The sequence below is a fragment of the Roseomonas chloroacetimidivorans genome, from assembly GCF_049629625.1.
Taxonomy (GTDB): domain Bacteria; phylum Pseudomonadota; class Alphaproteobacteria; order Acetobacterales; family Acetobacteraceae; genus Roseomonas; species Roseomonas chloroacetimidivorans.
Map to the genome: position 1 here is coordinate 1 of NZ_JBNBZS010000034.1, position 22121 is coordinate 22121.

Annotated in this window: 23 protein-coding genes and 1 pseudogene; 10 read left to right on the forward strand and 14 right to left on the reverse strand. The window is 66.9% G+C overall.

Features of this window, described 5'->3' with window-relative positions:
* Positions 1-644 (reverse strand): hypothetical protein (locus ACO1BU_RS21835; RefSeq protein ID WP_424138086.1); only part of this gene is annotated, 644 nt, incomplete at its 3' end.
* 229 nt (positions 645-873) lie between these two features.
* On the opposite strand from ACO1BU_RS21835, the gene ACO1BU_RS21840 reads away from it, so the two are divergent.
* Entirely contained in the window at positions 874-1509 is a 636-nt protein-coding gene (locus ACO1BU_RS21840; protein ID WP_424138087.1) for a nucleotide-binding protein, read from the forward strand.
* Positions 1510-1551: 42 nt separating this feature from the next.
* Positions 1552-1848 carry a hypothetical protein gene (locus ACO1BU_RS21845; RefSeq protein WP_424138088.1) on the forward strand — a complete coding sequence of 99 codons (297 nt, stop codon included), beginning with the start codon at positions 1552-1554 and terminating at the stop codon, positions 1846-1848.
* A gap of 385 nt (positions 1849-2233) precedes the next feature.
* Here ACO1BU_RS21845 and ACO1BU_RS21850 read toward each other — a convergent pair whose 3' ends face one another.
* Positions 2234-3157, reverse strand: a complete 924-nt coding sequence (locus ACO1BU_RS21850; RefSeq protein WP_424138089.1) for a replication protein RepA — start codon at positions 3155-3157, stop codon at positions 2234-2236.
* Positions 3158-3484: 327 nt separating this feature from the next.
* Between ACO1BU_RS21850 and ACO1BU_RS21855 the strand changes: the two genes are divergently transcribed.
* The 3 genes from ACO1BU_RS21855 (at position 3485) to ACO1BU_RS21865 (ending at position 5179) form a co-directional block, all read left to right on the forward strand.
* On the forward strand, positions 3485-3697 hold the full coding sequence (locus ACO1BU_RS21855) for a hypothetical protein (RefSeq protein WP_424138090.1): 213 nt from the start codon (positions 3485-3487) through the stop codon (positions 3695-3697).
* A 320-nt stretch (positions 3698-4017) separates the two neighbouring features.
* Positions 4018-4311: a transposase gene (locus ACO1BU_RS21860; RefSeq protein ID WP_424138091.1), complete on the forward strand. Its 294-nt coding sequence runs from the start codon at positions 4018-4020 to the stop codon at positions 4309-4311.
* A gap of 46 nt (positions 4312-4357) precedes the next feature.
* Positions 4358-5179: an IS3 family transposase gene (locus tag ACO1BU_RS21865; protein WP_424138144.1), complete on the forward strand. Its 822-nt coding sequence runs from the start codon at positions 4358-4360 to the stop codon at positions 5177-5179.
* 447 nt (positions 5180-5626) lie between these two features.
* On the opposite strand, the gene istB is transcribed toward ACO1BU_RS21865, so the two are convergent.
* From istB to ACO1BU_RS21890, 5 genes are all read right to left on the reverse strand, one after another.
* Positions 5627-6400 carry an IS21-like element helper ATPase IstB gene (istB, locus tag ACO1BU_RS21870; protein ID WP_073140728.1) on the reverse strand — a complete coding sequence of 258 codons (774 nt, stop codon included), beginning with the start codon at positions 6398-6400 and terminating at the stop codon, positions 5627-5629.
* Between the two features lie 17 nt (positions 6401-6417).
* Positions 6418-7959: an IS21 family transposase gene (gene istA, locus ACO1BU_RS21875; RefSeq protein WP_424138092.1), complete on the reverse strand. Its 1542-nt coding sequence runs from the start codon at positions 7957-7959 to the stop codon at positions 6418-6420.
* 175 nt (positions 7960-8134) lie between these two features.
* Positions 8135-9358, reverse strand: coding sequence for an MFS transporter (locus ACO1BU_RS21880; protein WP_424138093.1), 1224 nt, complete (start codon positions 9356-9358; stop codon positions 8135-8137).
* Positions 9355-10812 (reverse strand): FAD-dependent oxidoreductase, encoded by a 1458-nt coding sequence (locus tag ACO1BU_RS21885; protein WP_424138094.1) that lies wholly within the window; start codon positions 10810-10812, stop codon positions 9355-9357. Before ACO1BU_RS21885 ends, ACO1BU_RS21880 begins: the two co-directional genes overlap by 4 nt.
* A gap of 55 nt (positions 10813-10867) precedes the next feature.
* Complete coding sequence (locus tag ACO1BU_RS21890; protein WP_424138095.1) at positions 10868-11290, reverse strand: PadR family transcriptional regulator; 423 nt, start codon at positions 11288-11290, stop codon at positions 10868-10870.
* Between the two features lie 128 nt (positions 11291-11418).
* Between ACO1BU_RS21890 and ACO1BU_RS21895 the strand changes: the two are divergent.
* The 4 genes and pseudogenes from ACO1BU_RS21895 to arsJ all read left to right on the forward strand — a co-directional run.
* Positions 11419-11595: pseudogene (locus tag ACO1BU_RS21895) on the forward strand (ArsR/SmtB family transcription factor); the annotation flags it as partial.
* A gap of 168 nt (positions 11596-11763) precedes the next feature.
* Positions 11764-12279 carry an arsenate reductase ArsC gene (locus ACO1BU_RS21900; protein ID WP_424138145.1) on the forward strand — a complete coding sequence of 172 codons (516 nt, stop codon included), beginning with the start codon at positions 11764-11766 and terminating at the stop codon, positions 12277-12279.
* 1 nt (position 12280) lies between these two features.
* Positions 12281-13324 (forward strand): ArsJ-associated glyceraldehyde-3-phosphate dehydrogenase, encoded by a 1044-nt coding sequence (locus ACO1BU_RS21905; protein WP_424138096.1) that lies wholly within the window; start codon positions 12281-12283, stop codon positions 13322-13324.
* Positions 13324-14550, forward strand: a complete 1227-nt coding sequence (gene arsJ, locus ACO1BU_RS21910; protein WP_424138097.1) for an organoarsenical effux MFS transporter ArsJ — start codon at positions 13324-13326, stop codon at positions 14548-14550. Before ACO1BU_RS21905 ends, arsJ begins: the two co-directional genes overlap by 1 nt.
* 232 nt (positions 14551-14782) lie before the next feature.
* Here the strand turns inward: arsJ and ACO1BU_RS21915 are convergent, their stop codons facing one another.
* The 7 genes from ACO1BU_RS21915 to cueR form a co-directional block, all read right to left on the reverse strand.
* A complete protein-coding gene (locus ACO1BU_RS21915; RefSeq protein WP_424138098.1) occupies positions 14783-15097 on the reverse strand; it encodes a hypothetical protein in 315 nt (104 codons plus the stop codon).
* 176 nt (positions 15098-15273) lie between these two features.
* Entirely contained in the window at positions 15274-15606 is a 333-nt protein-coding gene (locus tag ACO1BU_RS21920; protein ID WP_424138099.1) for a four-helix bundle copper-binding protein, read from the reverse strand.
* 433 nt (positions 15607-16039) lie between these two features.
* The gene (locus ACO1BU_RS21925) at positions 16040-16927 is read right to left on the reverse strand and encodes a cation diffusion facilitator family transporter (RefSeq protein WP_424138100.1); all 888 of its coding nucleotides are present in this window, start codon (positions 16925-16927) and stop codon (positions 16040-16042) included.
* A 10-nt stretch (positions 16928-16937) separates the two neighbouring features.
* Positions 16938-18062 (reverse strand): nickel/cobalt efflux transporter, encoded by a 1125-nt coding sequence (locus ACO1BU_RS21930; protein ID WP_424138101.1) that lies wholly within the window; start codon positions 18060-18062, stop codon positions 16938-16940.
* A 10-nt stretch (positions 18063-18072) separates the two neighbouring features.
* A complete protein-coding gene (locus ACO1BU_RS21935) occupies positions 18073-18351 on the reverse strand; it encodes a metal/formaldehyde-sensitive transcriptional repressor (protein WP_424138102.1) in 279 nt (92 codons plus the stop codon).
* 193 nt (positions 18352-18544) lie between these two features.
* Positions 18545-18928 (reverse strand): DUF411 domain-containing protein, encoded by a 384-nt coding sequence (locus ACO1BU_RS21940; protein WP_424138103.1) that lies wholly within the window; start codon positions 18926-18928, stop codon positions 18545-18547.
* An 83-nt stretch (positions 18929-19011) separates the two neighbouring features.
* The gene (gene cueR, locus ACO1BU_RS21945) at positions 19012-19500 is read right to left on the reverse strand and encodes a Cu(I)-responsive transcriptional regulator (RefSeq protein WP_424138104.1); all 489 of its coding nucleotides are present in this window, start codon (positions 19498-19500) and stop codon (positions 19012-19014) included.
* A gap of 297 nt (positions 19501-19797) precedes the next feature.
* On the opposite strand from cueR, the gene ACO1BU_RS21950 reads away from it, so the two are divergent.
* Positions 19798-22110: a heavy metal translocating P-type ATPase gene (locus ACO1BU_RS21950; protein ID WP_424138105.1), complete on the forward strand. Its 2313-nt coding sequence runs from the start codon at positions 19798-19800 to the stop codon at positions 22108-22110.
* Positions 22111-22121: the final 11 nt, after the last annotated feature.

The window sequence follows — 22121 nt, forward strand, 5'->3', positions numbered from 1 at the left end:
CCGCCAACCGCCGCCGCGTGCTTCATCTCCGTCGCGCCGCAGCCGCGCTCGCCATTCTCGCCGCAGCGTAGGCTGGCAGCATCAGCCAGCCTGCGAGTGCACTTCTGGCGCGAGAGCTGACAGATCCCACCCACCGCACCAGCGTCTACAGGAACAACGGGCTCGAACAGGATCACCGGGGCATCAAGGGCCGGATCCGATGTATGCGCGGGTTCAAGAGCTTCATCTCGGCAGAGCGCTTCTGTCGCAGCTACGATGAACTTCGCAACCACTTCCGCCCTCGCCGCCGCTACAACCAGCATGTCCCCGCCAACCGCCGCCGCGTGCTTCATCTCCGTCGCGCCGCAGCCGCGCTCGCCATTCTCGCCGCAGCGTAGGCTGGCAGCATCAGCCAGCCTGCGAGTGCACTTCTGGCGCGAGAGCTGACAGATCCAGATATTCAGCGCCCGCATGGCCACGGCCTGGGTGACGGCGAGGTCGGCAAGGATGCGCTTGGCCTCGGCCGCGCGTAGGCCGCTCTTGATCATGCCGATCCGCTTGATCGGCTCGGCCCGGAACACCTCCACGTAGGACAGGGCCGATCCGACTGGCCGCCGCACCGCCCTGCGGCGCGGGCGGCTCACCGTGGCGTCCAGCTGCGACATCTCATCTGCTCCTTTGAGCAATACATAAGGCCAAATGAGCGGTGGTGCGAGGGGTTTCCCAGCTGCGGCTTGGTGACGTAATCCTCTTTCGAGCCGTAAAGATCGGCCACCTTGACGAACTACATACATACAGCTTGCAATACGACCAGTCTTCTAGATGAACATCCATGTTGACAAAGTTCCATAAAGATGGCTTGCCCTCTCCCGGCCTGCTGAAGGGGGTGCTGGTATGGACGTTGTGGTCGCCGCCTCAAGGAAGGGCGGCAGTGGGAAGACGACGGTTTGTAGACACCTTGCCGTCGAGGCCGAGCGCGCCGGGGATGGCCCTGCGGTCATCTTGGATGCCGATCCTATGGGCGGCCTTAGCGGCTGGTGGAATGCCCGGAAGGATGAGACCCCCCGCTTCGTGCCGTCCTCCCTGGACGACCTGCCCCGGACGCTAGCGGCGCTAGAGAAGAGCGGCGTCCCGTTGGTGTTCATCGACACGGCACCGGCCGCCGACGCCGATCTGCGCGCGGTGGTCTCCCACGCCTCGCTTGTTATCGTTCCCGTGCGGCCGTCCCCCGATGACCTCCGGGCAATCGGGAGCACGATCGACATCGTCGAGCGACTCGGGAAGCCTATGGTCTTCGTGGTTAACCAAGCGACCAAACGGGCGAACATCACGGGGCAGGCGGCCATCCGGCTCAGTCAACACGGTACTGTGGCACCCGCCATTGTCCATCACTCAGTCGCGTTTCCGGCGAGCGGAGTGGATGGCCGAACTGTACAGGAGGTGGACCCGAAGGGCACGCCGGCGGCTGAAGTCGCGGAGCTCTGGTCATACCTGCGCGCGCGCCTTGCTCGGCAGGCACCTGGGCAGTAGAGACGGCCAGCCATACAGCAAACAATACATATAGGTGTCTTCATGGCTACAAAGCCTGCTGACCTTTCCGCACTGGAGATCCCGCGTGTTGAAAAGGGCGCTGCGGTCCCGCTCGCTTCCAAGCCGGTCCCGGCGCCGGAGCCGCCCCCGCCGGCGGCCGTGCCCGCCACGGCGGAGATGCCGCTCGGTGAGGTCCGTGAGCCCAGCACCGCGGCCACCTTTCGGTTACCCATCAGCCTGCAAGAGCGCTTGCGCGAGGCGGCCCATCGGCGCCGCATCACAAAGACGGACATCGTGGAGCGCGCTCTCAACGAGTACCTGAAGGGCATGGGTTTCTAGGAGAGGGCGCCTGAACCTTCTGGTGCCGGCATCGCATTGCTAGATGTATGTATGCGCAGCAATCAATGCTAGCAGACATTCATAATGGACGTGTTGGACTCATGAAGGAATTGAGCCGCTGACGCTGGTGGAACACGCCGTCCTGGTAGGTGAGGACGTCGGCTAAGACAGCGTATGACTGCTGAACCGTCGCGGCTGAGGGCCAGCTTAGGGCTGAGTCCAGAGGACATCTACACGGCAAACAGAGCAGTCACGCCTCTCACCCCGAGGCACCGTCTCATCATGTTGCTGGATTTCTGTATGGCTGTATTGCAGTCAATAAGGACATCCATTCGGGCCTACGAGTGCATTGGACTGTTGAAGGACTTCCGTGGGCTGCGGTGGCCTACTTGATGCGCGGGGCGACCGGGGGCTTGGAGGGGTGCAGCAGCAGCCCGGTGTCGGTCACATCGATCCGGGCGTCCGGATAGACGGCCATCGCCAGCTTCAGGTTGTCGAGGAATCGCGCCCTGAAGTTGTCCAGTCTGTTGAAGGCGACGCCGAACTGGGGCTTGAGCGCCCGCCACGAAACGGGAGTCGGCGACTTCAAAGAGTGGAGCCTGTAGGCGGCCCATGCGTAGAGGTCCAAGGCCATGCTGTTGTTGTTGAGGGCGCGTATCGCGGCCTCTTCCAGCGGCACGGGGTGACGCCGGAGTTGTTCGAAGAAGCCCTCGCTGAGTCGGGCCTTCTCCGCAAAAAGAGAGCCCTGACCCGGTGCACCTTCCTCGTCCATGTCGACAAAGAAGGCCGTGTCCACAATGGTCTGCTGCATCATGCCTGCAGCGGCGCCGGTGCGGACGTGAAAGCTTAGCTTGCACATGGCCAAGCGCTCGGCTTGCTCACGCACTTGGTCGGCTGAGCGACCGCCGATGGGAACCCCGAGCCGCTTCATCCACTGCGTCAAATGGGCGCCGAGTTCTACCTCCCGACTCCCCGACTTTAGAGCCTCGGACTGGAGATAAAGTAGGATAAGTCGGGCGCGGCTTCCGAAGGGGACGCCCACATGCACGGGCTCGCCGCCAGGACCGGGACGCATGCCTGGCTCGACGACGAGGGTCACGCGTTCACCGCTGACCTGCCAGCCTTTGCTGTCTGGAAGACGTCGATGGGGTAGGGCGGCTTGGCACCATCCCGAGAACAGGTAGCCTACCCCCTGCTCCTCGTCGGATAAGTAGGCAGCGGCCGCCTCAACCTCGTTGCGCCCGAAGTCGTCGATCAGCAGCGTGGCCTGCTTCCCAGCTTCCTCAATGGCTTTGTGAACAGCGCCCATGGGTCGGGAATATGCAGTATAGGGGCTGCTTTGTCGCCTTGGGATTTTGAAGGGCCGGCTACTAGGGAAGCTATTTGAAAAACTACTTGTAGTTGGACCTTCAAGAATCCTGTGGGCAGTTCCGGCAAGCCTTTGACCTGGTACAACGCTTCCCAGGAGGGCCTCCTTCAAGAGTCCAACCCAAGCCCTTCAATAGTCCAACGGCGCCTGTGGGAACCAGGGCGCTGTCGACGTGTCGGAGGCATCCCGACTCGGGCCACCAAAGTTCCCACCTCATCCGTCGACGCAAGTGCAGCCAGAGACCCGCTCCCAAAGGATGATGGCTGGGTGCTGCGCCTCTTAACCCTCGAGCGAACCGGGATAGGGGAGCGGATAGCCGGCGTGCTGGACGGCCTTGCTCGCGGCGGGACGGGAGGCCCGGACTATGCCGCCGCTCTGGTCGCCACCCCCGATGGCGACTGCGCGGTCCTCGCGGACACCGCCAGGGGTGCCAGGCGTGTGGAGCGCATCCGTTCCGGGCTCAGCAGAGCAGGGCGCTGACCGGCTGGTCCTACGCCGCCCACCGGAAAAGCCAGCAGATCCAGGCACAACAGCCTTCTCTGGCCAGGTACACGGGCACGATAATCCTCCATTATCGTGCCTGAGGGGAAAGGCGAGGGGGATTGCCATCGAGGCGCCGGCCCGGGCAGACTGCGCGCGGGCGGGAGGATGGGCGCGGGGGCGCCGCCGCAGCCGGCCGAAGAGGGTAGGGTGTTGATTTGCGTTGAGATCTGACCCGGGAGTGGAGTGAACCCCTGGAGCTGGACCACTGGGGCACCCGGAACTGATACGCTGGCCGGACCTCCGATCAGGAGAAGGTCATGTCATCCCGAGGCCCCTATCGGCGTCACACGCCGCAGTTCAGGCTTCAGCTGTGCCACGAGATCCGCAGCGGTGCCATCGGGCGCCGTGATGCGGCCCGACACCATAACCTGTCGACCAACCTGCTCCAGCTCTGGCTGACCCAGTACGACCGGGGGGAACTCACCAACGAGGAGGCCGAGGCCTCGGTTATCGCGGAGTACGAGGCCAGGATCGCCGCGCTGGAGCGCAAGGTCGGCCAGCTCACGATGGAACTGGACTTGGCAAAAAAACGCCGCGCCTCCGCCTCGTGAGCGACAGCGAGACCTCATCGATCATCACCGGCCTCAGGCCTGCTCCATCCGACGGAAGTGCCAAGTGATCGGGTTGTCGCGTAGCAGCTACTACTACCAGGCCCAGGAACGCTCTGTCGCGTTGACGGACAGCGAGCTGGAGGAGCTCATCGGCACCGTCCAGGATGAGCTGCCCGGATACGGCTACCGCAGGGTGACGCAGGAACTCAGGCGACGGGGACACCTCATCAACCATAAGCGCATCGCCCGGGTGATGCGGACGAAGGGCATGGGGATCAAGCCACGACGGCGGCATGTGCGCACCACCGACAGCAGGCATGACAGCCCGATCTTCCCTAACCTCTACCAGAACGTCATCCCGGCCGAGCCGAACCGGGTATGGGTGGGCGACTTTACTTATATCCGGATCGCGTCGGGGTTCTGCTACCTGGCCGCCATCCTGGACGCCTGTAGCCGCAAGGTGGTTGGCTATGCCATCTCGCGCACCATCGACACCCCCCTGGCACTGGCTGCCCTGAGATCGGCCGTGCAGAGCCGCCACCCTCCGGCCGGATGCATCTTCCACACCGACCGCGGGTGCCAGTACGCCAGCGAGACCTACCGCCGGGCCCTGGCGGAAGCCGGGCTCCAGGGCTCGATGAGTTCCGTCGGCAACCCGTATCACAATGCACAGGCCGAGAGCTTCATGAAGACGCTCAAGGTCGAGGTCGAGGAGGTCTACATCGGCGGCTACGAGACGTTTCAGGACGTCGCGGAGCGTTTGCCGAGGTTCATCGAGGACGTCTACAACGCTAGGCGGCTCCACTCCGCCCTTGGCTACCAATCGCCCGACGAGTTCGAGAACCAACTGGTCCCGCACGTGGCTTAGTTCTGACCCGCCCGGTCCAGCCGCAGGGGTTCACTCCACCGGCGCCAAATCACCAGCGAGACCACCTCAAACGTGGTCGTTGGTGCCTTCCATGGGCTGATCCCGCGGATTTCAGACCCGATGGATGGCGGTCGGATTACCGACGGCTCAGTCCTGGCCCGGCCAGGCTGGCCCCCAGCCAAGCTCATCCGCTTCCTCGGCTCTCCGGACGAACTCCTACGCGGCGACGGCTGCGAGATGAGCCTTTACAGCACGCAGCGCGTCCTCGCGGCCCGTGTCGGGAATCGTTCACGAATCGGACGCGCCGAACCGCCCCTTCGCTAGATGCATATGAGCAGCGCCGCCCGCTAAGTGCGTATTCCAGTGATCGTGGGCAGCAGTTCCAGGCGATCGTGGGCACGAATTCCACGGCATCGTGGGCAGGCTTCATGCCGATTGGCTAATCGTTCAGGAAGGCTCTCTGGCGTCAAGCGTTTCGGTGGTCGTGGCGCGTCTGGCGGTGATGCGTCGCATGCTTTCGCCGCTGAGTTCGATGCGGTGGGCGTTGTGGACGAGGCGGTCCAGGATGGCGTCGGCCAGGGTTGGGCTGCCGATCACTGCGTGCCACTCCTCGACCGGCACCTGACTGGTGACGATGGTGGAGCTGCGCCCGTGGCGGTCTTCCAGGATCTCCAGCAGGGTTTCGCGTTCGGGTTGGGTCAGAACGGACAGGCCCCAATCGTCGAGCACCAGCAGTTCGACCCGGGCCAGAGCCTTGAGGGCCCGGCTGTGGCGGCCATCGCCACGGGCGATGGCCAGCGCCTCGAACAGCCTGGGCACGCGCTGGTAGAGCACGCGGCGGCCGTCGCGGCAGGCCTTGTGGGCGAGGGCGCAGGCCAGCCAGGATTTGCCGACGCCGGTCGGGCCGGTGACCAGCAGCCCCTCATGGCGGTCGATCCAGTCGCCGGCGACCAGCTTCTGGAACAGCGCCCGGTCGAGGCCGCGCGGGGTGCGCAGGTCGACGTCCTCGATGCTGGCATTGTGGCGGAGTGCCGCGTGTTTCAGGCGGGTTGTCAGGCGCCGGGTTTCCCGCTCGGCCGCCTCGCGGTCGACCAGCAGGCCAAGGCGCTCCTCGAAGGTCAGGGCGGCGATGTCGGGGGATCGTCGCTGGTCCTCAAAGCCCCTGGCCATGCCGGCCAGGCCGAGCGTGATCAGCCGCTCATGGGTGGGATGGACGAGCATGGGCTCTCCTCTGGGGGTCAGTGGAAGTAGCCGCCGCCACGGATGTTGCCGTGCAACGGGGGCGGCAGGCGGTCCGGCTCCTCTCCCAGGCAGGCCCGGTCGAGGCCGGTCTGGAGGATGGAGCGGATGGAGGTGACGGTGCGGGCGCGGATGCCGACGCCGCGGCCACAGGCCGCCTCGAGCCGCACGGCGCCATAGATCCGGGCCAGGCCGAGGATGCCGAGGCAGGTGCGGAAACCCTGCTCGGGGTGTGGCCGCGCCGCCATCACCGCCTCGCACAGCGCCGTGGTCGAAGGCCCGACCTTGCCGGCCTCCTCCAGCAGCCGCGCCGGCGTCCACTGGGCGTGGCGACGATGCGCGTTCGGCATGTGCTCGGGGATGGTGGTGTGGCCGCGCCGGTGCGGCACCCGGACATGGCTGGCCACGCGCTCGCCCTTGTGGAACACCTCAAGGGTCGCCTCACCGATGCGGAGGTCGACCAGCTGGCGGATCAGGCGGAACGGCACCGAGTACCAATGGCCGTCGGCCTCGACATGATAGTCCAGCCCGACCCGACAGCGTTTCCAACGAGCAAAGGCATAGGGCGGGGTCCGCAGGCCGCGGAGTGCCGGCGCATCCAGGCTGGCGAAAAGCTCTGCCCGGCTGGCGCCAAAGCCCCGCATGATCCGGGCATTCAGCTCCGCGGTCAGGATGGTGATGGCGGCATTGAGCTCCACCAGTGAGAGGAACCGCGCATGGCGCAGCCGCGCCATGATCCAGCGTTCCGCCAGCAGCACCGACTGCTCGACCTTGGCTTTGTCGCGCGGCTTGCCGGGCCGGGCCGGCAGGATGGTGGTGCCGTAGTACTCCGCCATCTCCAGGTAGGAGCGGTTCAGTCCCGGGTCATGCCGGTCGGGATTGGTGACGGCGGCCTTGAGATTGTCGCAGACCACGAACTTCGGCACGCCGCCCAGGGCAGCGAACAGGTTCCCATGCGCCCCCAGCCAGTCCGCCAGCCCCTCGCTCGCACGGGCCTCGGCAAAGACCAGGTTGGAAGCGCCCATGCAGGCGACGAACAGCTTGGCCTGCCAGACCTCGCCGCTGCCCGGGTCGACCACGCCCATAGTATCGCCGGCGAAGTCGACGAAAACCTTCTCGCCACCGACATGGCTCTGCCGCATGGTCGGCGAGACCTGACCTTTCCAGGCGTCATAGGCCTCGCAGAACCAGGAATAGCCGAAGCCGTCGGGATGTTGGGCCCGGTACTCCTGCCACAGCAGCGCCCGCGTCACCCCGCGCCGCCGCAACTCCCGCTCCACCCCAGCCCAGTCCGGCACGGCGCGGCTGGCCGCCTCCGGTGCCGGCGGCCCCGGGAACAACCGCCGCTCCAGCGCCGTGTCATCCAGCCCGGCCGGCAACGGCCAGGACAGCCCAGCCGCCCGGGCACGATAGACATAGGCAGCCACCGCTCCCTTGCTGATGCCAACCGCGGCCGCAAGGGTCCGGTCGCTCAGTCCAGCCTCGAACTTCAGACGCAGTACGTCGCGGATCCGTCGCATCGACAATCTCTCAGTAGGCATCAGGCAGACCCCGTTCAGAACGAGGTCCCTTAGCCGGCTCAGACTGTCGGCAATCCACCCCAGGCAACCCTCAACAGGGTGCCCACGATCCCGTGGAATCCGTGCCCACCATCCCGTGGAACCGCTGCCCACGATGCCGTGGAATCACTGCCCACCATCCCGTGGAATTCGCACGCTAAGCGCGCCGGAGAGCCACCGGTACCAGCGGCAGAACCAAGAGAATATTCAGGACAGCCCCGCCGAAGAGCACGCTCAGGGTGGCCGTCGAACCAAAGCCGTCCAGCAACCAAGCACCGATGGATGGCGAGGCTGCCTGGGCTACGAGTGTCGGCATGGCGATGCGTCCCATCAGGATCGCGTATCCCTCGCGGCCAAAGAGGGCCAGCGGCACCGTGCCGCGCGCGATGGAACGGATGCCGCTGCCCGCGCCGTACAGAACGATACCCGCACCAGCTGCCGTGATGTCACCAACCAGCATCCCCAGGCCAACCGCAACCAGCACAGTCGATGCCACCAGACTCCAGACAGGGTGGGCCTTGCGGCCGACCAGCATCTCCAGGATGCGCGCACCGACCTGGCTGGGGCCGATGAGGGCGCCAAGCGCGACAGCGACGGCCAAGCCGACACCGCGCGACTGCAGCAGCGTCAGCAGATGGACCGAGATGACGGTCATCACCACGGCCGCCAGCGTGAAACCCGCGGCCAGCAGAACGAAGGCCAAACGCTGCCCCGGCCTTATCTGCCCCGCGACAGTGCCGTCGCTCTTGGGAGCTTCGGAGGGCCGCCGCTCCTCTTTGGGCACGCCAACCAGGTAGAGGGGCAGGACGACCGCAAGGTGGATGGCCGCATAGGTCAGGCATGTACCGCGCCAGCCGACCTGCTCAACCAGAAAGGCGCTCAGCGGCCAGCAGACGGTGCTCGCGAACCCGCCGAACAGGGTCACATGAGTGATCGCACTGCGGGCGTCCTCGCCGTACAGGCGGCCGAGGGCCGAAAAGGCGGGATCGTAGAGCCCGGCCGCCATGCCGAGCCCAATGACAACCCATGCCATGACAAAAACGGGCAGGTTTGGTGCGAGGCCCAACATCAACAGTCCGGCCGCCAGCAAAACAGCGCTCGCGGCCAGGACGGGGCGGCCACCCTGTCCATGAATCAAGTGCCCGATGCGCGGAGACGCCAGCCCTGACACCAGCATCCCAACCGAAAGGGCGCCCATGATCCAGGTCAGCGACCAGCCGGTGTCGGCTGCGACCGGCCCGGCCAGGACGGCGAGCAGGTAGTAGGAGGAGCCCCAGGCGAGAATCTGGGCCGTACCGATGGCCGAGACGACCACCAGCCGCGAGGGGCTGGCAATCCCGCTCGCCGCAGTGCCGGCCGAGACCGTGTTGACCTGGCTCATTCGGCCGGCTCGACCTGGGCGGGCATCGGGCTAACAGCGCTCCCGCAGCAGGGCGCGTCACTGGCGAGCTCCGGCTTGGGAGGGCAACAGGCCCCTTGGGGTGTCTCCGGTGTGCAGCAAGCCGAAGTGGCGGCCGTTCCCTCCGGAAGCACGCGGCTGGCGCTGCAGACGCCGGTCTCGGGCAAGTCCAGTTCCACGCGCCGCGCCGCCTCCAAGTCACCCGCGAGGAACGCCGCGACGGAGCGAACCTGCTCGTAGCCGGTGGCCAGCAGGAAGGTCGGCGCGCGGCCGTAGCTGGCCATCCCGGCAAGGAAAAGCCCCGCGTCCGGTTGCACCAGCTCCTCGGCCCCGTGCGGCCGGACGGTGCCGCAGGAGTGCAGGTTCGGGTCAATCAGGGGTGCCAGAGGCCGCGGGCACTCAAGAGCGGGATCGAGGTCGAGGCGGGCCTCGCGGAGGATGTTGAGGTCAGGGCGCAACCCCGTCGCGACCACCATCTCGTCGGCCTTCACCGAGCCGCCTTCGGCGCTCATCACCCGCAGGGCGCCGTTGGGCTCGCGCTGAACCTCGTCGACGGAGAAGGGGGCGAGCAGCTCCACCGCGCCAATCTCGACGAGGCGGCGCAGGCGCTGGCCGAGGGCGCCGCGTTCAGGGAGCTGGTCGGCCGCGCCGCCGCCATAGGCCCTCGTCAGTTCTGCGCTCCGCGCCGCCCAAAGGACGGAGGTGCCAGGCGCTTGGTCGGCAAGGGTGGCGAGGTCGATGAGGGTTCCGATGGCCGAATGGCCGGAGCCGACAACCAGGACCCGCTTACCCGCATATCGAGCACGATTGGCGCCAAGGATGTCGGGCATGCCGTAGCGGATCCGATCGACTGCCTCGCCCTCGCCGATTGCAGGCAGGCCGGAGGCGCCTGCCGGGCTCGGCTTGCCCCATGTTCCGGACGCGACGACGACGGCGCGGGCAAGGATGCGGCCCTCCCTTCCTTGCGCATCCTCGAACCGCACCTCGAAGGGCTGTTCCTCTCGCCCAGCGTTCCGGACCTTGCCCGCACGAAGGCGGGCGATGCCGGTGACGCGCGTACTCAGCCGCAGACGAGCGGCAATCTCGGGCACGGCGGCGAGTGGTGCGAGGTAGCCCTCAACGAGGTCGCGGCCGGTCGGGAAGGCGTCGGCGTCCGGCGCCACCCATCCGTGTCGTTCCAGCAGGGCGCGCGCGGATTTGTCGATGTTGTACCGCCAGGGCGAGAACATGTGGACGTGCCCCCAGGCGAGCGGCGCCGTGCCGACGGAGGCTCCAGCCTCGAGGACGACTGGCTCCTGGCCACGCTCGAGCAACTGCGCCGCGGCGGCGAGGCCGACGGGACCGCCGCCGATCACAGCAATCGGAAGCGACGCGAGGTTTGGGGTGGCGCCTTCCGCTGCCGCGGAGCGTCGGTTGGTGGAGCAGCAGAAGCTCATCTCGCAACTTCCTCCTTAATGCCTAGGCGGGAGATGTATCGGGACAAATGGCGCTTCAACATTTGCAGCTGTCCTGCGACTTCCTGCGGGCCTCCGCGGCCAGACCGGTCTCGGTCAGAGCCTTGGTGGCGTCCATCCAGGCGCCCAGGCCGACCTTAAAGGCTTCCCGGCCCTTGTCGGTCAGCGTGTAAACCTTGCGCTCGCGGCCGGAGACCACCTCGGCCTCCGAGGTCACGTAACCCCCCTGCTCAAACTCCCTGAGCGTCGGATAGAGGGCGCCCTCGGATGGCGAGCAGCAGCCATTGGTGGTGCGCTCCACCGCCCGCGCGATGTCGTAGCCATGAGTTGGGCCGTCATGCAGCACCTGCAGGACGAAGAACCGGCTAAGCGCCATCTTGATCGTCCCTGCCCAGTAGGCCCGGTTCGTGAAGTCCGGAGAAGGACGGGAAACCGCCGTGAGAGCTGCTTTCGATGACATATCGAAAGACTATGCATCGACCATCGAGGCGTCAAGCGGGATGTCTTCTCAACATGACCGCAACGAATTCCGTGCCCTGACACCCAACTGTAACTCGTCATCGAGCACATTTCCATTTAACTGGAAACATGGATGAACGATCAGCGGCACAGGCACTCTCAGCACTTTCCCAGGAAACCCGCCTCGCGGTCTTACGGCTGCTGTTGTCCGCCGGACCAAGCGGCCTTCCTGCGGGCGAGGTTGCCGAGCGGACGAGCATTCCAGCCTCGACGGCTTCCTTCCACCTCAGCGCCCTGGAGCGCGCGGGCCTGACACAGTCCACGCGCCAAAGCCGACAGGTCATCCACGCCGTCCGGATGGTCGCTCTCCGCGACCTCATCGCATTCCTCACCGAAACCTGCTGCTCCGGACACCCGGAACTCTGCGGTGACCTCGCATGCCCAACGCCCGGCAATCCCAAGGAGAGCAGCCAAATGACCCCGGCCTACAACGTCCTGTTCCTGTGCACGCGGAACTCCGCGCGCTCGCTCATGGCCGAGGCCATCCTGGACAAGCTGGGCGACGATCGGTTCAGGGCCTACTCCGCCGGGTCAGACCCGGCGCCGCAACCCATGCCTGAGGTCATCGAGAAGCTGCAGGCGCTCGGGCATGACGTCTCCGGACTTCGCTGCAAGTCCTGGAACGAGTTCACGCATGACGACGCGCCCCGCATGGATTTCGTCATCGCTCTCTGCGACACCCTGCGCGGCCAGCACTGCCCCGACTTTGGCGACCAAGCCATCACCGCCTCCTGGCCACTGCCCGGCCCGGCCCAGTTCGCTGGGGGCACCACCGAGCGGGCGCTGCTGCTCAACGAGCTCTATGCCGGGCTGCACCGGCGCATCGGCATCTTCACCAGCCTTCCCATCGCCTCGCTGGACCGAATGTCTCTCCGGCACCGGCTGGACGACCTCGGCGAGGCTCCCATCTCCCTCGAGGGGAACCGCTGAGATGCGGGTCGGCATCAACGGCATGGGCCGCATCGGACGCCTGGCGCTTCGCGCGGCCCTGGGCGGCGTGTTCCGGGAAGACGACGACCCTCGCGCGGGCAATCGGCTCGATATCGTCCACCTGAACGAACTCAAGGGCGGCGCCGAGGCGACCGCCCACCTCCTCGAGTTCGACAGCATCCATGGCCGCTGGCGCGAGCGGATCGGGGCGGAGGACGACCGGGCCATCACCATCGGCAACCGCCGCATCGGCTTCACCACCGAGGCCGCGCCGGCGGACGTGCCCTGGGGCGACCTCGGCTGCGACATCGTCCTGGAGTGCACCGGCAAGTTCCTCAAGCAGGAACAGCTCCAGGGCTATTTCGACCGGGGCGTGAAGCGGGTCATCGTCGCAGCCCCCGTGAAGGACGGGTCGGCCATGAACGTGGTCGTCGGCGTCAACCACGACAGCTACGACCCGGACCAGCATCGTCTGCTGACGGCCGCTTCCTGCACCACGAATTGCCTGGCGCCGGTGGTGAAGGTCGTCCACGAGGCCCTCGGAATCCGCCATGGGCAGATCACCACCATCCACGACCCGACGAACACCAACGTCGTGGTGGACGCTCCACACAAGGACCTTCGGCGGGCGCGCTCGGCGATGCTATCCCTCCAGCCAACGACGACGGGCAGCGCGACCGCCATCTCGCTCATCTACCCTGAGCTGAAGGGCCGCCTGAACGGCCACGCCGTCCGGGCGCCGGTCCTGAATGCCTCGCTGACGGACGCCGTCTTCGAACTCCAGCGCCCGACGACCGAGGCCGAGGTGAACGAGCTGTTCCGCGCGGCCGCCGCCGGGCCGCTCGCCGGCATCCTCGGCTTCGAGACGCGGCCCCTGGTGTCGGCCGACTATGCCAACGACACCCGCAGCGCGATCGTGGACGGGCCGAGCACCATGGTGACCGACGAGACGCTGCTGAAGGTCTACGCCTGGTACGACAACGAGATGGGCTACGCCTGCCGGATGGTGGACCTGGCCAACATCGTCATCGAGCGCGGCGCCTGATGTCCGCCGCCCGCAACTACCTCACCGTGACCGGCGCCTACTGGGGCTTCACGCTCACGGACGGTGCGCTGCGGATGCTGGTGCTGCTGCACTTCTACCAACTCGGCTACACGCCCTTCATGCTCGCCTTCCTGTTCCTTCTCTACGAGGCGGCGGGCATCTTTGCGAACTTCGGCGGAGGCTGGCTCGCCACGCGCTTCGGCATCCCGCGCATGCTCTCGATCGGCCTCGGCCTGCAGATCTGCGGGCTACTCATGCTCTCTGCCCTCGATCCGGACTGGGGTGCCGCCACCTCGGTGGCCTGGGTCGTGGCGGCCCAGGGCATCTCCGGCGTGGCCAAGGACCTGACCAAGACCGCGTCGAAGTCCGCCATCAAGGCGACCTCGCAGCAGGGCGCCGGGCAGCTGTTCCGCTGGGTGGCCTGGTTCACCGGCTCCAAGAACGCCATGAAGGGCTTCGGCTTCTTCCTGGGGGGCTTCCTGCTGCAGGTGGCCGGGTTCCAACCGGCTCTCTGGCTGTTGGCGGGCCTGCTAGCCGTCATCCTGGCGGGCGTCACGCTCGGCCTGCCGCAGGCGCTGGGCAAGGCCAAGGCATCAAAGAGCTTCAAGGAGCTCATGGCCAAGAGCCGGGGCGTGAACCTGCTGGCAGGCGCCCGCATCTTCATGTTCGGCTCCCGCGACGTCTGGTTCGTCGTCGGCCTGCCGGTCTTTCTCTACAGCCAGGGTTGGCACTTCGTGGGCGTGGCGACCTTCCTGGCCGCCTGGACCATCGGATACGGCGGCGTGCAGGCGTTGGCACCGTCGGTGATCCGGCGCAGCCCGGACGGGCTGTCCCGCGAAGTTCCGGAGGCGCGGCTCTGGGCCGCGGCGCTAGCCGCCATCCCTATCGCCCTCGGTATCCTGCTGGCCGTGCCTGGTATCGGGCGCCCCGACCTAGTCGTTGTGGTGGGGCTGGCGGTGTTCGGCTTCGCCTTTGCCGTGAACTCGTCCCTGCACTCCTACCTCATCCTCGCCTACGCGGGCTCGGAGAAGGCGGCCGAGGACGTCGGTTTCTACTACGCGGCCAACGCCGCCGGGCGCCTGTTCGGCATCCTGCTGTCCGGCATACTGGCCCAGCATGGTGGGCTGGAGGCTTGCCTCTGGGGTTCGGCCGCGATGCTGGTCGCCTGCATGGCGCTGACCTTCCTACTGCCTCCCGAGGCGGAGGCGCGCCGGGCGGCGGCATAACCGCGCCCGTCACCCTCCAAGAGACCTGAAGTGGCCATCAGGATCTACCACAATCCGGCCTGCAGAACGTCCTGTAACGTCCACCCGCGCCTAGGGAGTGCCGATCTCGCGCATCCTGTCCTCAGGTAACAACCCCGTTTTCACCTTGAGACCGAGCGCGCCAGCGATGGCCTGCCCTGTGGGGAGCACCCGGCCCGTATTTCCAGGCGCCCCTTTTAGAGTTCCGCTAAGCTCAGCTGCCGGAGCCGCCCTGCATGGACGGGTCCTGGATCCCCGGGACACCAGCCTGAGGGTCATCCGGGCCATGCTGATGGGGCTTGGTCGGATGCGGGGCGGCCGCGAAGGCGGACATGCCGGGCGAGCCAGCACCCTGGTCGATGGTCAGGCCGTTCGGCGCTCGTGCGCTCGGCGCCGTGTTGACGTAGCCGGCCTGCTGCGCAGATGCGGTCCCGGACGCCATAATAGCCGCGAGCATGAGGGCGGCGACGCCTCCGAAGGACCAAGTGCGTGTGGAACGGAAAGACGGATGCGTGGTGTGGACAGGCATTTGAACCTCCTTGGTTGAGCGGCCAGCGTTGCTCGCCGATGCAGCCAAGATAGGGGACGTGCATTGCAGGAGCCTTCCCAGAAGGCGACAAGATATTTCGTGGGTGCCGGTCATATCCGGCGCCCCGTTACTGCGGCGGCAGCCCCGCGGTGAGCGGGGCCGTCGCCGCATCGACTTCAGGCGGCCATCGCGCGGCAGGACGCGGCGCACTTCCGGCACTGCTCCGCACACGCCTCCATGCCGCCGACTTGGTCGCAACTCCTGGCGCACTCCTCGCAGATCTCCGCGCACTCGGCACACGTGTGCTTATGGTGATGGGTGCCAATCAGCATCATGTTCGCCGAGGTCTGGCAGATCTCGGCGCAAGCCATCATCAGCTTGAAGTGCGCGGGCTCTACATGCTTGCCGCCCTGCTCCAAGCAATGGCTCATGGCCATTCCCAGACAGGTGCTGTGGCAGCGCAGGCACTCCTCAATGCAGGCCTGCATCTCGGGGGACATCTGGTGCATGGCATTTCTCCCATGGTGATGACGCCTCATGAGACAGCGAAGGCGGCGCCGGGCGATTCCGCTGTCCGCAGCCGATACCTGGCCTCCCGCGGCTGGGAAGGCGGCTGGCACCAGCCCGTCTCTCACTGAAACAACAGCGGCCAGCTCAGAGGGTGCTGAATACCGAAGAAAACGCTGAACGCGGTCGACCTCTCGAAGAAGCCGGTGCCGATGCTTCCGGACCGGACTGTCCTGTGGCGTCAGCTGGTAGCTGGCGCTCCCTCAGCCATGCTCTCCGCCCGACCATCGCCCGCTTCGGCCAAGGCATGCAAGCCAATCCGGGCCATTGCTCCGGAGCTTGTCTGAAGCGTCGCGAAAGCAGCCGCAGGTGGCCGGCGGCGAGCCATACTGCGGGATGTATCCGCAGAAAGCTTGAGGCGGGCGTACCCGTGCCTCAAAGCACCAGCACACCGTTGTGCTTGGCTTTGCCCTCCGGTTCGACGTGGACGGTGATCACCGCCTCGCCGACCTCCTCTCGCAGCGCCTGCTCCAGGCGGTCGCAGATATCATGGGCGTCCGCGACGGCCATGCGGGCCGGGACGACCAGGTGGAACTCGATGAAGGTCACGTGCCCCGAAGTCCGGGTGCGCAGGTCATGCGCCTCCAGTGCACCCTCTGCGGTGGTGGAGATGATCCGGCGGATGCCACCCAGCACCTTCGGGTCCACGGCCTTGTCCATGAGGGCGCCCACCGACTCCCGGACCATCCCAAACCCGGCCCAGATGATGTTCAGGGCGACAATCCCCGCCAGGGCGGGATCCAGCCAAAGCCAGCCGGTAACCGGCACCAGCGCGAAGCCCGCCAGCACCCCGGCCGACGTCCAGACATCGGTCATCACGTGCTTGCCGCTCGCCAGGATGGCGGGGGAGCGCCAAGCCCGGCCGGAGCGGATGAGGTAGGCCGCCCAGATCCCGTTGAGCACGCTGGCCGCGCCGTTGATCGCCATGCCCAGGAGAGGCGCGTCCGGCGGGGCGGGATGCGCCCAGGCGCCGTAAACCTCGTGCAGGATGGCGGCCGCCGCAGCGAGCACCATCACGCCTTCGAACACGGCCGAGAAGTATTCCGCCTTCTGATGCCCGTAAGGGTGATCTGCGTCGGCAGGCACGGCGCTGATGCGCAGCGCCACCAGCGCCGTGCAGGCCGCCACCACGTTGATGATGGTCTCCAGGGCATCCGAGTAGAGGGCGACGCTGCCCGTCACCCACCAAGCCCCGAGCTTCAACCCCAGGGCCGCCAGGGCGACGGCGAGACTGCCCCAGGCAGCCTTCACGGTACGGCTCACGTCGGGCGCCTTACAGGCTGCCGGGCGGCAAGGCCGACCAGCCACTCCAGCCGATGTAGAGGCCGACGAGCATGATGAGGGCGGCCGATACATAGGGCGCCCGGCGGGCGACGCGATCGAAGAGGCCCGACCAGCGCCGCTCCGCATGGCGCATCCCGATGGCTGCCGCAACGCCGACCGAGACCATCACGACGGCGAGGCCGACCGAGAAGCAGAGCACCAGGGTGGCGCCGAGGCTGAACTGCTGTAGCTGCAGGCAGAGCAGCAGGACGGTGATGGCCGCGGGGCAAGGAATGAGGCCGCCGGTTAGGCCGAAGAGGATGATCTGCCAGGTGGTGACCTGACGGCTGGCGAAACGGCGCCGGATGTCCTCGGCATGCGCCCGCTCATGGGCGTCCTGAAAGCCTGATCCCGACACGTCCAGCCCTTCGTGACTATGGTCGTGGTGGTGGCCGTGGGCGTGCTCCCGGAACGCGACGTCGTACTCATGCGCATGGCCGCCATGGGCGAGGCGCACCCGCGCGTCGAATTCGTGCGGCTCGGGGATCTCCTCGAGAGATTCGAGATAGCCGCCGCGGTCTGCGAAGGCGAAAGGCTGCCGGGCGCCGTCCGGGCGGATGGTCTCGACCGTGACTTCGCTGGCCCGCCAGCTGTGGCTGCCCTCGAAACGGACGCGCCAGCGGGGCGGTACGCCGTCCTCGAACACCTCCAGCGCCATCACGCCGTGGCCGGTGTCGATGCGCCGGACCTCGTCGCCATGGTGGTGATGATCGTGGTCGTGCTCGTGGTGCTGATCGCGCCAGGTTCGCCACAGCATCCAGGCCGCCACGCCCACGACAATCACGGCCGAGGCGAGCTGGAAGTAGGGCTCGGAAGTCTCGACGTCGAAGCTGCTGGCGTAGTGCAGTCCGGTAAGGGCGACTACCCAGACGACGAGCGTGTGGGACAGCGCCGCCGACAGACCGAGCAGGACAGCCTGGGACACGCTGCCCCGGATGGCGACGATAAAGGCCGCCATCATCGTCTTGGAGTGACCCGGCTCAAGCCCGTGCAGAGCACCGAGCAAGATGGCGGAGGGAATGAACAGCCAGGCGTGGGCCGCGCCCTGCTGCAGCAGGTCTGAGAAGGAGGTCATGTCGAGGTGCTTACTTGAGGTAGGTGCGGACGACCTCGAGCAGTTGCTCGGTGGCCTCCTCGTCGAGGGCGCCCGGATGCTTCTCCGGGTCGACCAGGTGATGCCGGACGTGGTCCTCGACCACCTCGGCCATCAGTCCGGCCGTGGCGCCGCGGACGGCCGCGAGCAGGTGCATCACCCGCTCGCATCCCGCCTCAGTCTCAAGGGCACGCTCGATCGCCTCGACCTGTCCCCGGATGCGCCGCACACGGCCCAGCAGCTTCTGTTTCTCACGGACTGTATGAGTCATGCCAGCTCAGATAGTATAGGGGGACACCCTATACCAGAGCCTCGGCGGCGTAGCAGGCTGGCCTGAACACGGCTGCCAGCACACCGCCGCGGCTGCGGCCATCAGGTTCTCTTAATCTCCGGCAGACCTACGGCCCGTCGTGCTGAGGCCCAACCCATGGGGTTCGGTGGCGGCTGCCGCCCGGCCCCAATGGCTAATGCCGCGCCCATAGCCGGTCGCCCCCGGATGCGCCGAACAGGACGACCTCGTAAGGCGTGCCGGGGATGTCCATGCCTGGCGAGGACGGCGGCATCCCCGGGGCTGCCAGCCCCTTGGCGCGCGGCCGTTCGGCGAGCAGGCGGCGCACATCGGCAGCTGGGACATGCCCCTCGATCACGTAGCCGCCAATGATGGCTGTATGGCAGGACTGGAGGGCGTCCGGCACTCCATTGGCGGTCTTGACCGCCTGGAGGTCGGTCACGTCGTGCGCGGTGGCCTCGAAGCCCGCCTCACGCATGTGCCGGACCCAGCCCTCGCAGCAGCCGCACGTCGGATCCTTCCAGACCTCGATCGCCGGGCCCTGAGCTGCCTGAGCCATGCCGACGGGCACGAATATCGCTGCCAGCCCCAGCCGAAGTACCGAGCGCCTGTCCGCTCGGTTCTGAATGGTTTGATCGCCCATTACATGAGTCCCTGAATGGTTCGAAGTGTTCTGGTGCTTGGCGCCTGGCGCCGCATCTTGGACTGTCCGGCCGCGTGGTATGGGGCGGCGTGACCCTGACCGCCCTCCGCTATCTCATCGAGAATAGGGCACTCCGGCCGGTGATCGCCGTGGCATGCCTCAACCATCCCCTCGAGCGCCTCGCACATCCGGGTCATCTCGGCGATCTTGGCCCTGAGCTCCGCCGTGTGCTCGGTCGCAATCCGCTTCACGTCCGCACTCGCCCTGCCCTCGTCCTGCCAAAGGCCGATGAGCTGCTTGATGCGTTCAAGCGGGAGCCCGAGGTCACGCGCCCTTCGGACAAAGCGTAATGTCCTGACGTCCTGCTCCGAATAGGTGCGGTAGCCCGCTTCCGTCCGGCCCGCCGCTGGAAGGATGCCGATGCTCTCGTAATATCTGAGCATCTTGGCGGAGACGCCGGACGCCTTGGACGCCTGTCCGATGTTCATGATGGCCTCCATCCCGGGGACCAGCCCCGATGCTAACCGCAATTGTCCGCCTTCCCACTATGGGAAGGTCAAGCTCCATCCACGGCGCCCCTAAGCGGTAAGGCTTGAACCTTCCGACCGAGGGAAAGCCCTTGACCTTGCCATAATGGGAAACCCTAAGTTCCCGGGCTCCTGTGCAACACGGGCCCGTCTGACGCGGCCCGAACCGGGGCGGCAATGATGAGCGGTCAGCACTCCAGTCACGGCCACGGCCACCAGCACGGACCTGGTTGCCACCACGACCACAGCCACGGCGCCATGGCGGCGGACGACGGGCGCGTCACCGACCCGGTCTGCGGAATGAAGGTGGATCCGGCCACCTCCAAGCACCGCCTGGAGCATGGCGGAACGACCTTCCACTTCTGCTCAGCCGGATGCCGGACGAAATTCGAGGCGGATCCTGACAAATACCTGAAGCCGGAGAAGGCAGCCGCACCGACGGCGGTGCCAAAGGGGGCCATTTACACCTGCCCCATGCACCCGGAGATCCGCCAGCAGGGTCCGGGCAACTGCCCCATCTGCGGAATGGCTCTGGAGCCGCTGGAGGTGACGGCCGAGGCCGCCCCGAACCACGAGTTGGCGGACATGACCCGGCGGTTCTGGATCGGCCTGGCCCTGACCATCCCCATCGTCATCCTGGAGATGGGCGCCCACATCCCCGGTCTCGGTCTCCATCAACTGGTGTCGCCCAGAACCTCGGTCTGGATCCAGTTCCTGCTGGGAACACCGGTGGTGCTCTGGGCGGGCTGGCCGTTCTTCGTGCGCGGCTGGCAGTCGGTGGTGAACCGCAGCCTCAACATGTTCACCCTCATCGCCCTCGGGACTGGCGCCGCCTACCTTTACAGCCTGGTCGCGACCTTCGCGCCTGGGGCATTCCCAGAGGGCTTCCGGGGCATGGACGGCACGGTGGCCGTCTACTTCGAAGCGGCGGCCGTCATCACTGTCCTTGTCCTGCTCGGGCAGGTGCTGGAGTTGCGCGCCCGCGAGCAGACGGGCGGCGCCATCCGCGCCCTGCTCAACATGGCCCCCAAGGCCGCCCGCCGCCTCAAGGAAACCGGCGAAGATGAGGAGATCCCGCTGGCTGACGTTCAGGTCGGCGACCGCCTGCGCGTCCGGCCGGGTGAAAGCGTGCCGGTGGATGGCGAGGTGCTCGAGGGCGGCGGCGCCGTGGACGAGTCCATGGTCACCGGCGAATCCCTCCCGGTCGAGAAGCAGACCGGCTCCAAGGTCATTGGTGGCACGGTCAACGGCACCGGCTCCCTGGTGATGCGGGCCGACAAGGTCGGCTCCGACACCATGCTCTCGCGCATCGTGGCGATGGTCGCCGAGGCCCAGCGCAGCCGGGCGCCCATCCAGCGCATGGCCGACCAGGTGTCCGGCTATTTCGTCCCGGCCGTCATTGCCATTGCGGTGTTGGCCTTCATCGCCTGGGCCGTCTGGGGCCCCTCTCCCGCGCTCTCCTATGGGCTGATCGCCGCCGTCTCGGTGCTGATCATCGCCTGCCCCTGCGCGCTGGGCCTGGCGACGCCCATGAGCATCATGGTCGGTGTCGGTAAGGGCGCGGGGGCCGGGGTGCTCATCAAGTCCGCCGAGGCGCTGGAGCACATGGAGAAGGTCGACACGCTTGTCGTGGACAAGACCGGCACCCTGACCGAGGGCAAGCCCAAGGTGGTGGCGGTGGTCCCGGGACCGGGGCTGACCGAGGCCGAGGTGCTGCCCCTGGCGGCCAGCCTGGAGCGCTCGAGCGAGCACCCGCTGGCCGCGGCCATCGTCGCCGCGGCGCGCGAACGCGGCGTCGAGATACAGGAACCCGCCGACTTCGCCTCGATCACGGGCAAGGGTGTCACCGGCACGGTCAGCGGGCGCTGGGTAGCGCTGGGCAGCGCGCGACTGATGCAGGAGCTCCGGGTGAACCTGGGCGACCTGGCGGCCAAGGCAGACGAGCTACGGCGCGAGGGCGGCACCGCACTTTTCCTTGCCGTGGACGGCAAGCCGGGCGGCGTCATCGCTGTGGCCGATCCCATCAAGCAGACCACGCCTTCCGCCCTGCAAAGCCTACGGAGCGCTGGGATCAAAATCGTCATGCTGACGGGCGACAACCAGACGACCGCCGGGGCCGTAGCCCGGAAGCTCGGTATCGATGAGTTCCAGGGCGACGTCCTGCCCGAAGACAAGCACCGCATCGTCCGGGAACTCCGGGCGCAGGGGAAGGTCGTCGCGATGGCGGGCGACGGGGTGAACGACGCCCCGGCACTGGCCGAGGCCGATGTCGGCATCGCCATGGGCACGGGCACGGATGTCGCCATGCAGAGCGCGGGCGTGACGCTGGTCAAAGGTGACCTCGCGGGGATCGCGCGCGCCAGGACCTTGAGCCGGGCCACCATGCGCAACATCCGGCAGAACCTGTTCCTAGCCTTCGTCTATAATGTTCTCGGCGTACCGCTGGCGGCGGGCGTGCTCTACCCGTTCCTCGGCATCCTGCTCAGCCCCATCGTTGCCGCGCTGGCGATGGCGTTGAGCTCCGTCTCCGTCATCGGCAACGCCTTGCGGCTGCGGGCTGTCAAGCTTTGATGCGGCTTGGA

What these genes read in the sequence shown, in the direction of transcription:
- istB (WP_073140728.1), bottom strand. Translation starts at nt 6,400, where the DNA reads ATGCTCGTCCATCCCACCCATGAGCGGCTGATCACGCTCGGCCTGGCC.
- ACO1BU_RS21845 (WP_424138088.1), top strand. Translation starts at nt 1,552, where the DNA reads ATGGCTACAAAGCCTGCTGACCTTTCCGCACTGGAGATCCCGCGTGTT.
- istA (WP_424138092.1), bottom strand. Translation starts at nt 7,959, where the DNA reads ATGCCTACTGAGAGATTGTCGATGCGACGGATCCGCGACGTACTGCGT.
- ACO1BU_RS21915 (WP_424138098.1), bottom strand. Translation starts at nt 15,097, where the DNA reads ATGCCTGTCCACACCACGCATCCGTCTTTCCGTTCCACACGCACTTGG.
- ACO1BU_RS21850 (WP_424138089.1), bottom strand. Translation starts at nt 3,157, where the DNA reads ATGGGCGCTGTTCACAAAGCCATTGAGGAAGCTGGGAAGCAGGCCACG.
- ACO1BU_RS21840 (WP_424138087.1), top strand. Translation starts at nt 874, where the DNA reads ATGGACGTTGTGGTCGCCGCCTCAAGGAAGGGCGGCAGTGGGAAGACG.
- ACO1BU_RS21920 (WP_424138099.1), bottom strand. Translation starts at nt 15,606, where the DNA reads ATGCACCAGATGTCCCCCGAGATGCAGGCCTGCATTGAGGAGTGCCTG.
- ACO1BU_RS21950 (WP_424138105.1), top strand. Translation starts at nt 19,798, where the DNA reads ATGGCGGCGGACGACGGGCGCGTCACCGACCCGGTCTGCGGAATGAAG.
- arsJ (WP_424138097.1), top strand. Translation starts at nt 13,324, where the DNA reads ATGTCCGCCGCCCGCAACTACCTCACCGTGACCGGCGCCTACTGGGGC.
- ACO1BU_RS21860 (WP_424138091.1), top strand. Translation starts at nt 4,018, where the DNA reads ATGTCATCCCGAGGCCCCTATCGGCGTCACACGCCGCAGTTCAGGCTT.
- ACO1BU_RS21880 (WP_424138093.1), bottom strand. Translation starts at nt 9,358, where the DNA reads ATGAGCCAGGTCAACACGGTCTCGGCCGGCACTGCGGCGAGCGGGATT.
- ACO1BU_RS21885 (WP_424138094.1), bottom strand. Translation starts at nt 10,812, where the DNA reads ATGAGCTTCTGCTGCTCCACCAACCGACGCTCCGCGGCAGCGGAAGGC.
- ACO1BU_RS21940 (WP_424138103.1), bottom strand. Translation starts at nt 18,928, where the DNA reads ATGGCTCAGGCAGCTCAGGGCCCGGCGATCGAGGTCTGGAAGGATCCG.
- ACO1BU_RS21905 (WP_424138096.1), top strand. Translation starts at nt 12,281, where the DNA reads ATGCGGGTCGGCATCAACGGCATGGGCCGCATCGGACGCCTGGCGCTT.
- ACO1BU_RS21930 (WP_424138101.1), bottom strand. Translation starts at nt 18,062, where the DNA reads ATGACCTCCTTCTCAGACCTGCTGCAGCAGGGCGCGGCCCACGCCTGG.
- ACO1BU_RS21900 (WP_424138145.1), top strand. Translation starts at nt 11,764, where the DNA reads ATGACCCCGGCCTACAACGTCCTGTTCCTGTGCACGCGGAACTCCGCG.
- ACO1BU_RS21935 (WP_424138102.1), bottom strand. Translation starts at nt 18,351, where the DNA reads ATGACTCATACAGTCCGTGAGAAACAGAAGCTGCTGGGCCGTGTGCGG.
- ACO1BU_RS21890 (WP_424138095.1), bottom strand. Translation starts at nt 11,290, where the DNA reads ATGTCATCGAAAGCAGCTCTCACGGCGGTTTCCCGTCCTTCTCCGGAC.
- cueR (WP_424138104.1), bottom strand. Translation starts at nt 19,500, where the DNA reads ATGAACATCGGACAGGCGTCCAAGGCGTCCGGCGTCTCCGCCAAGATG.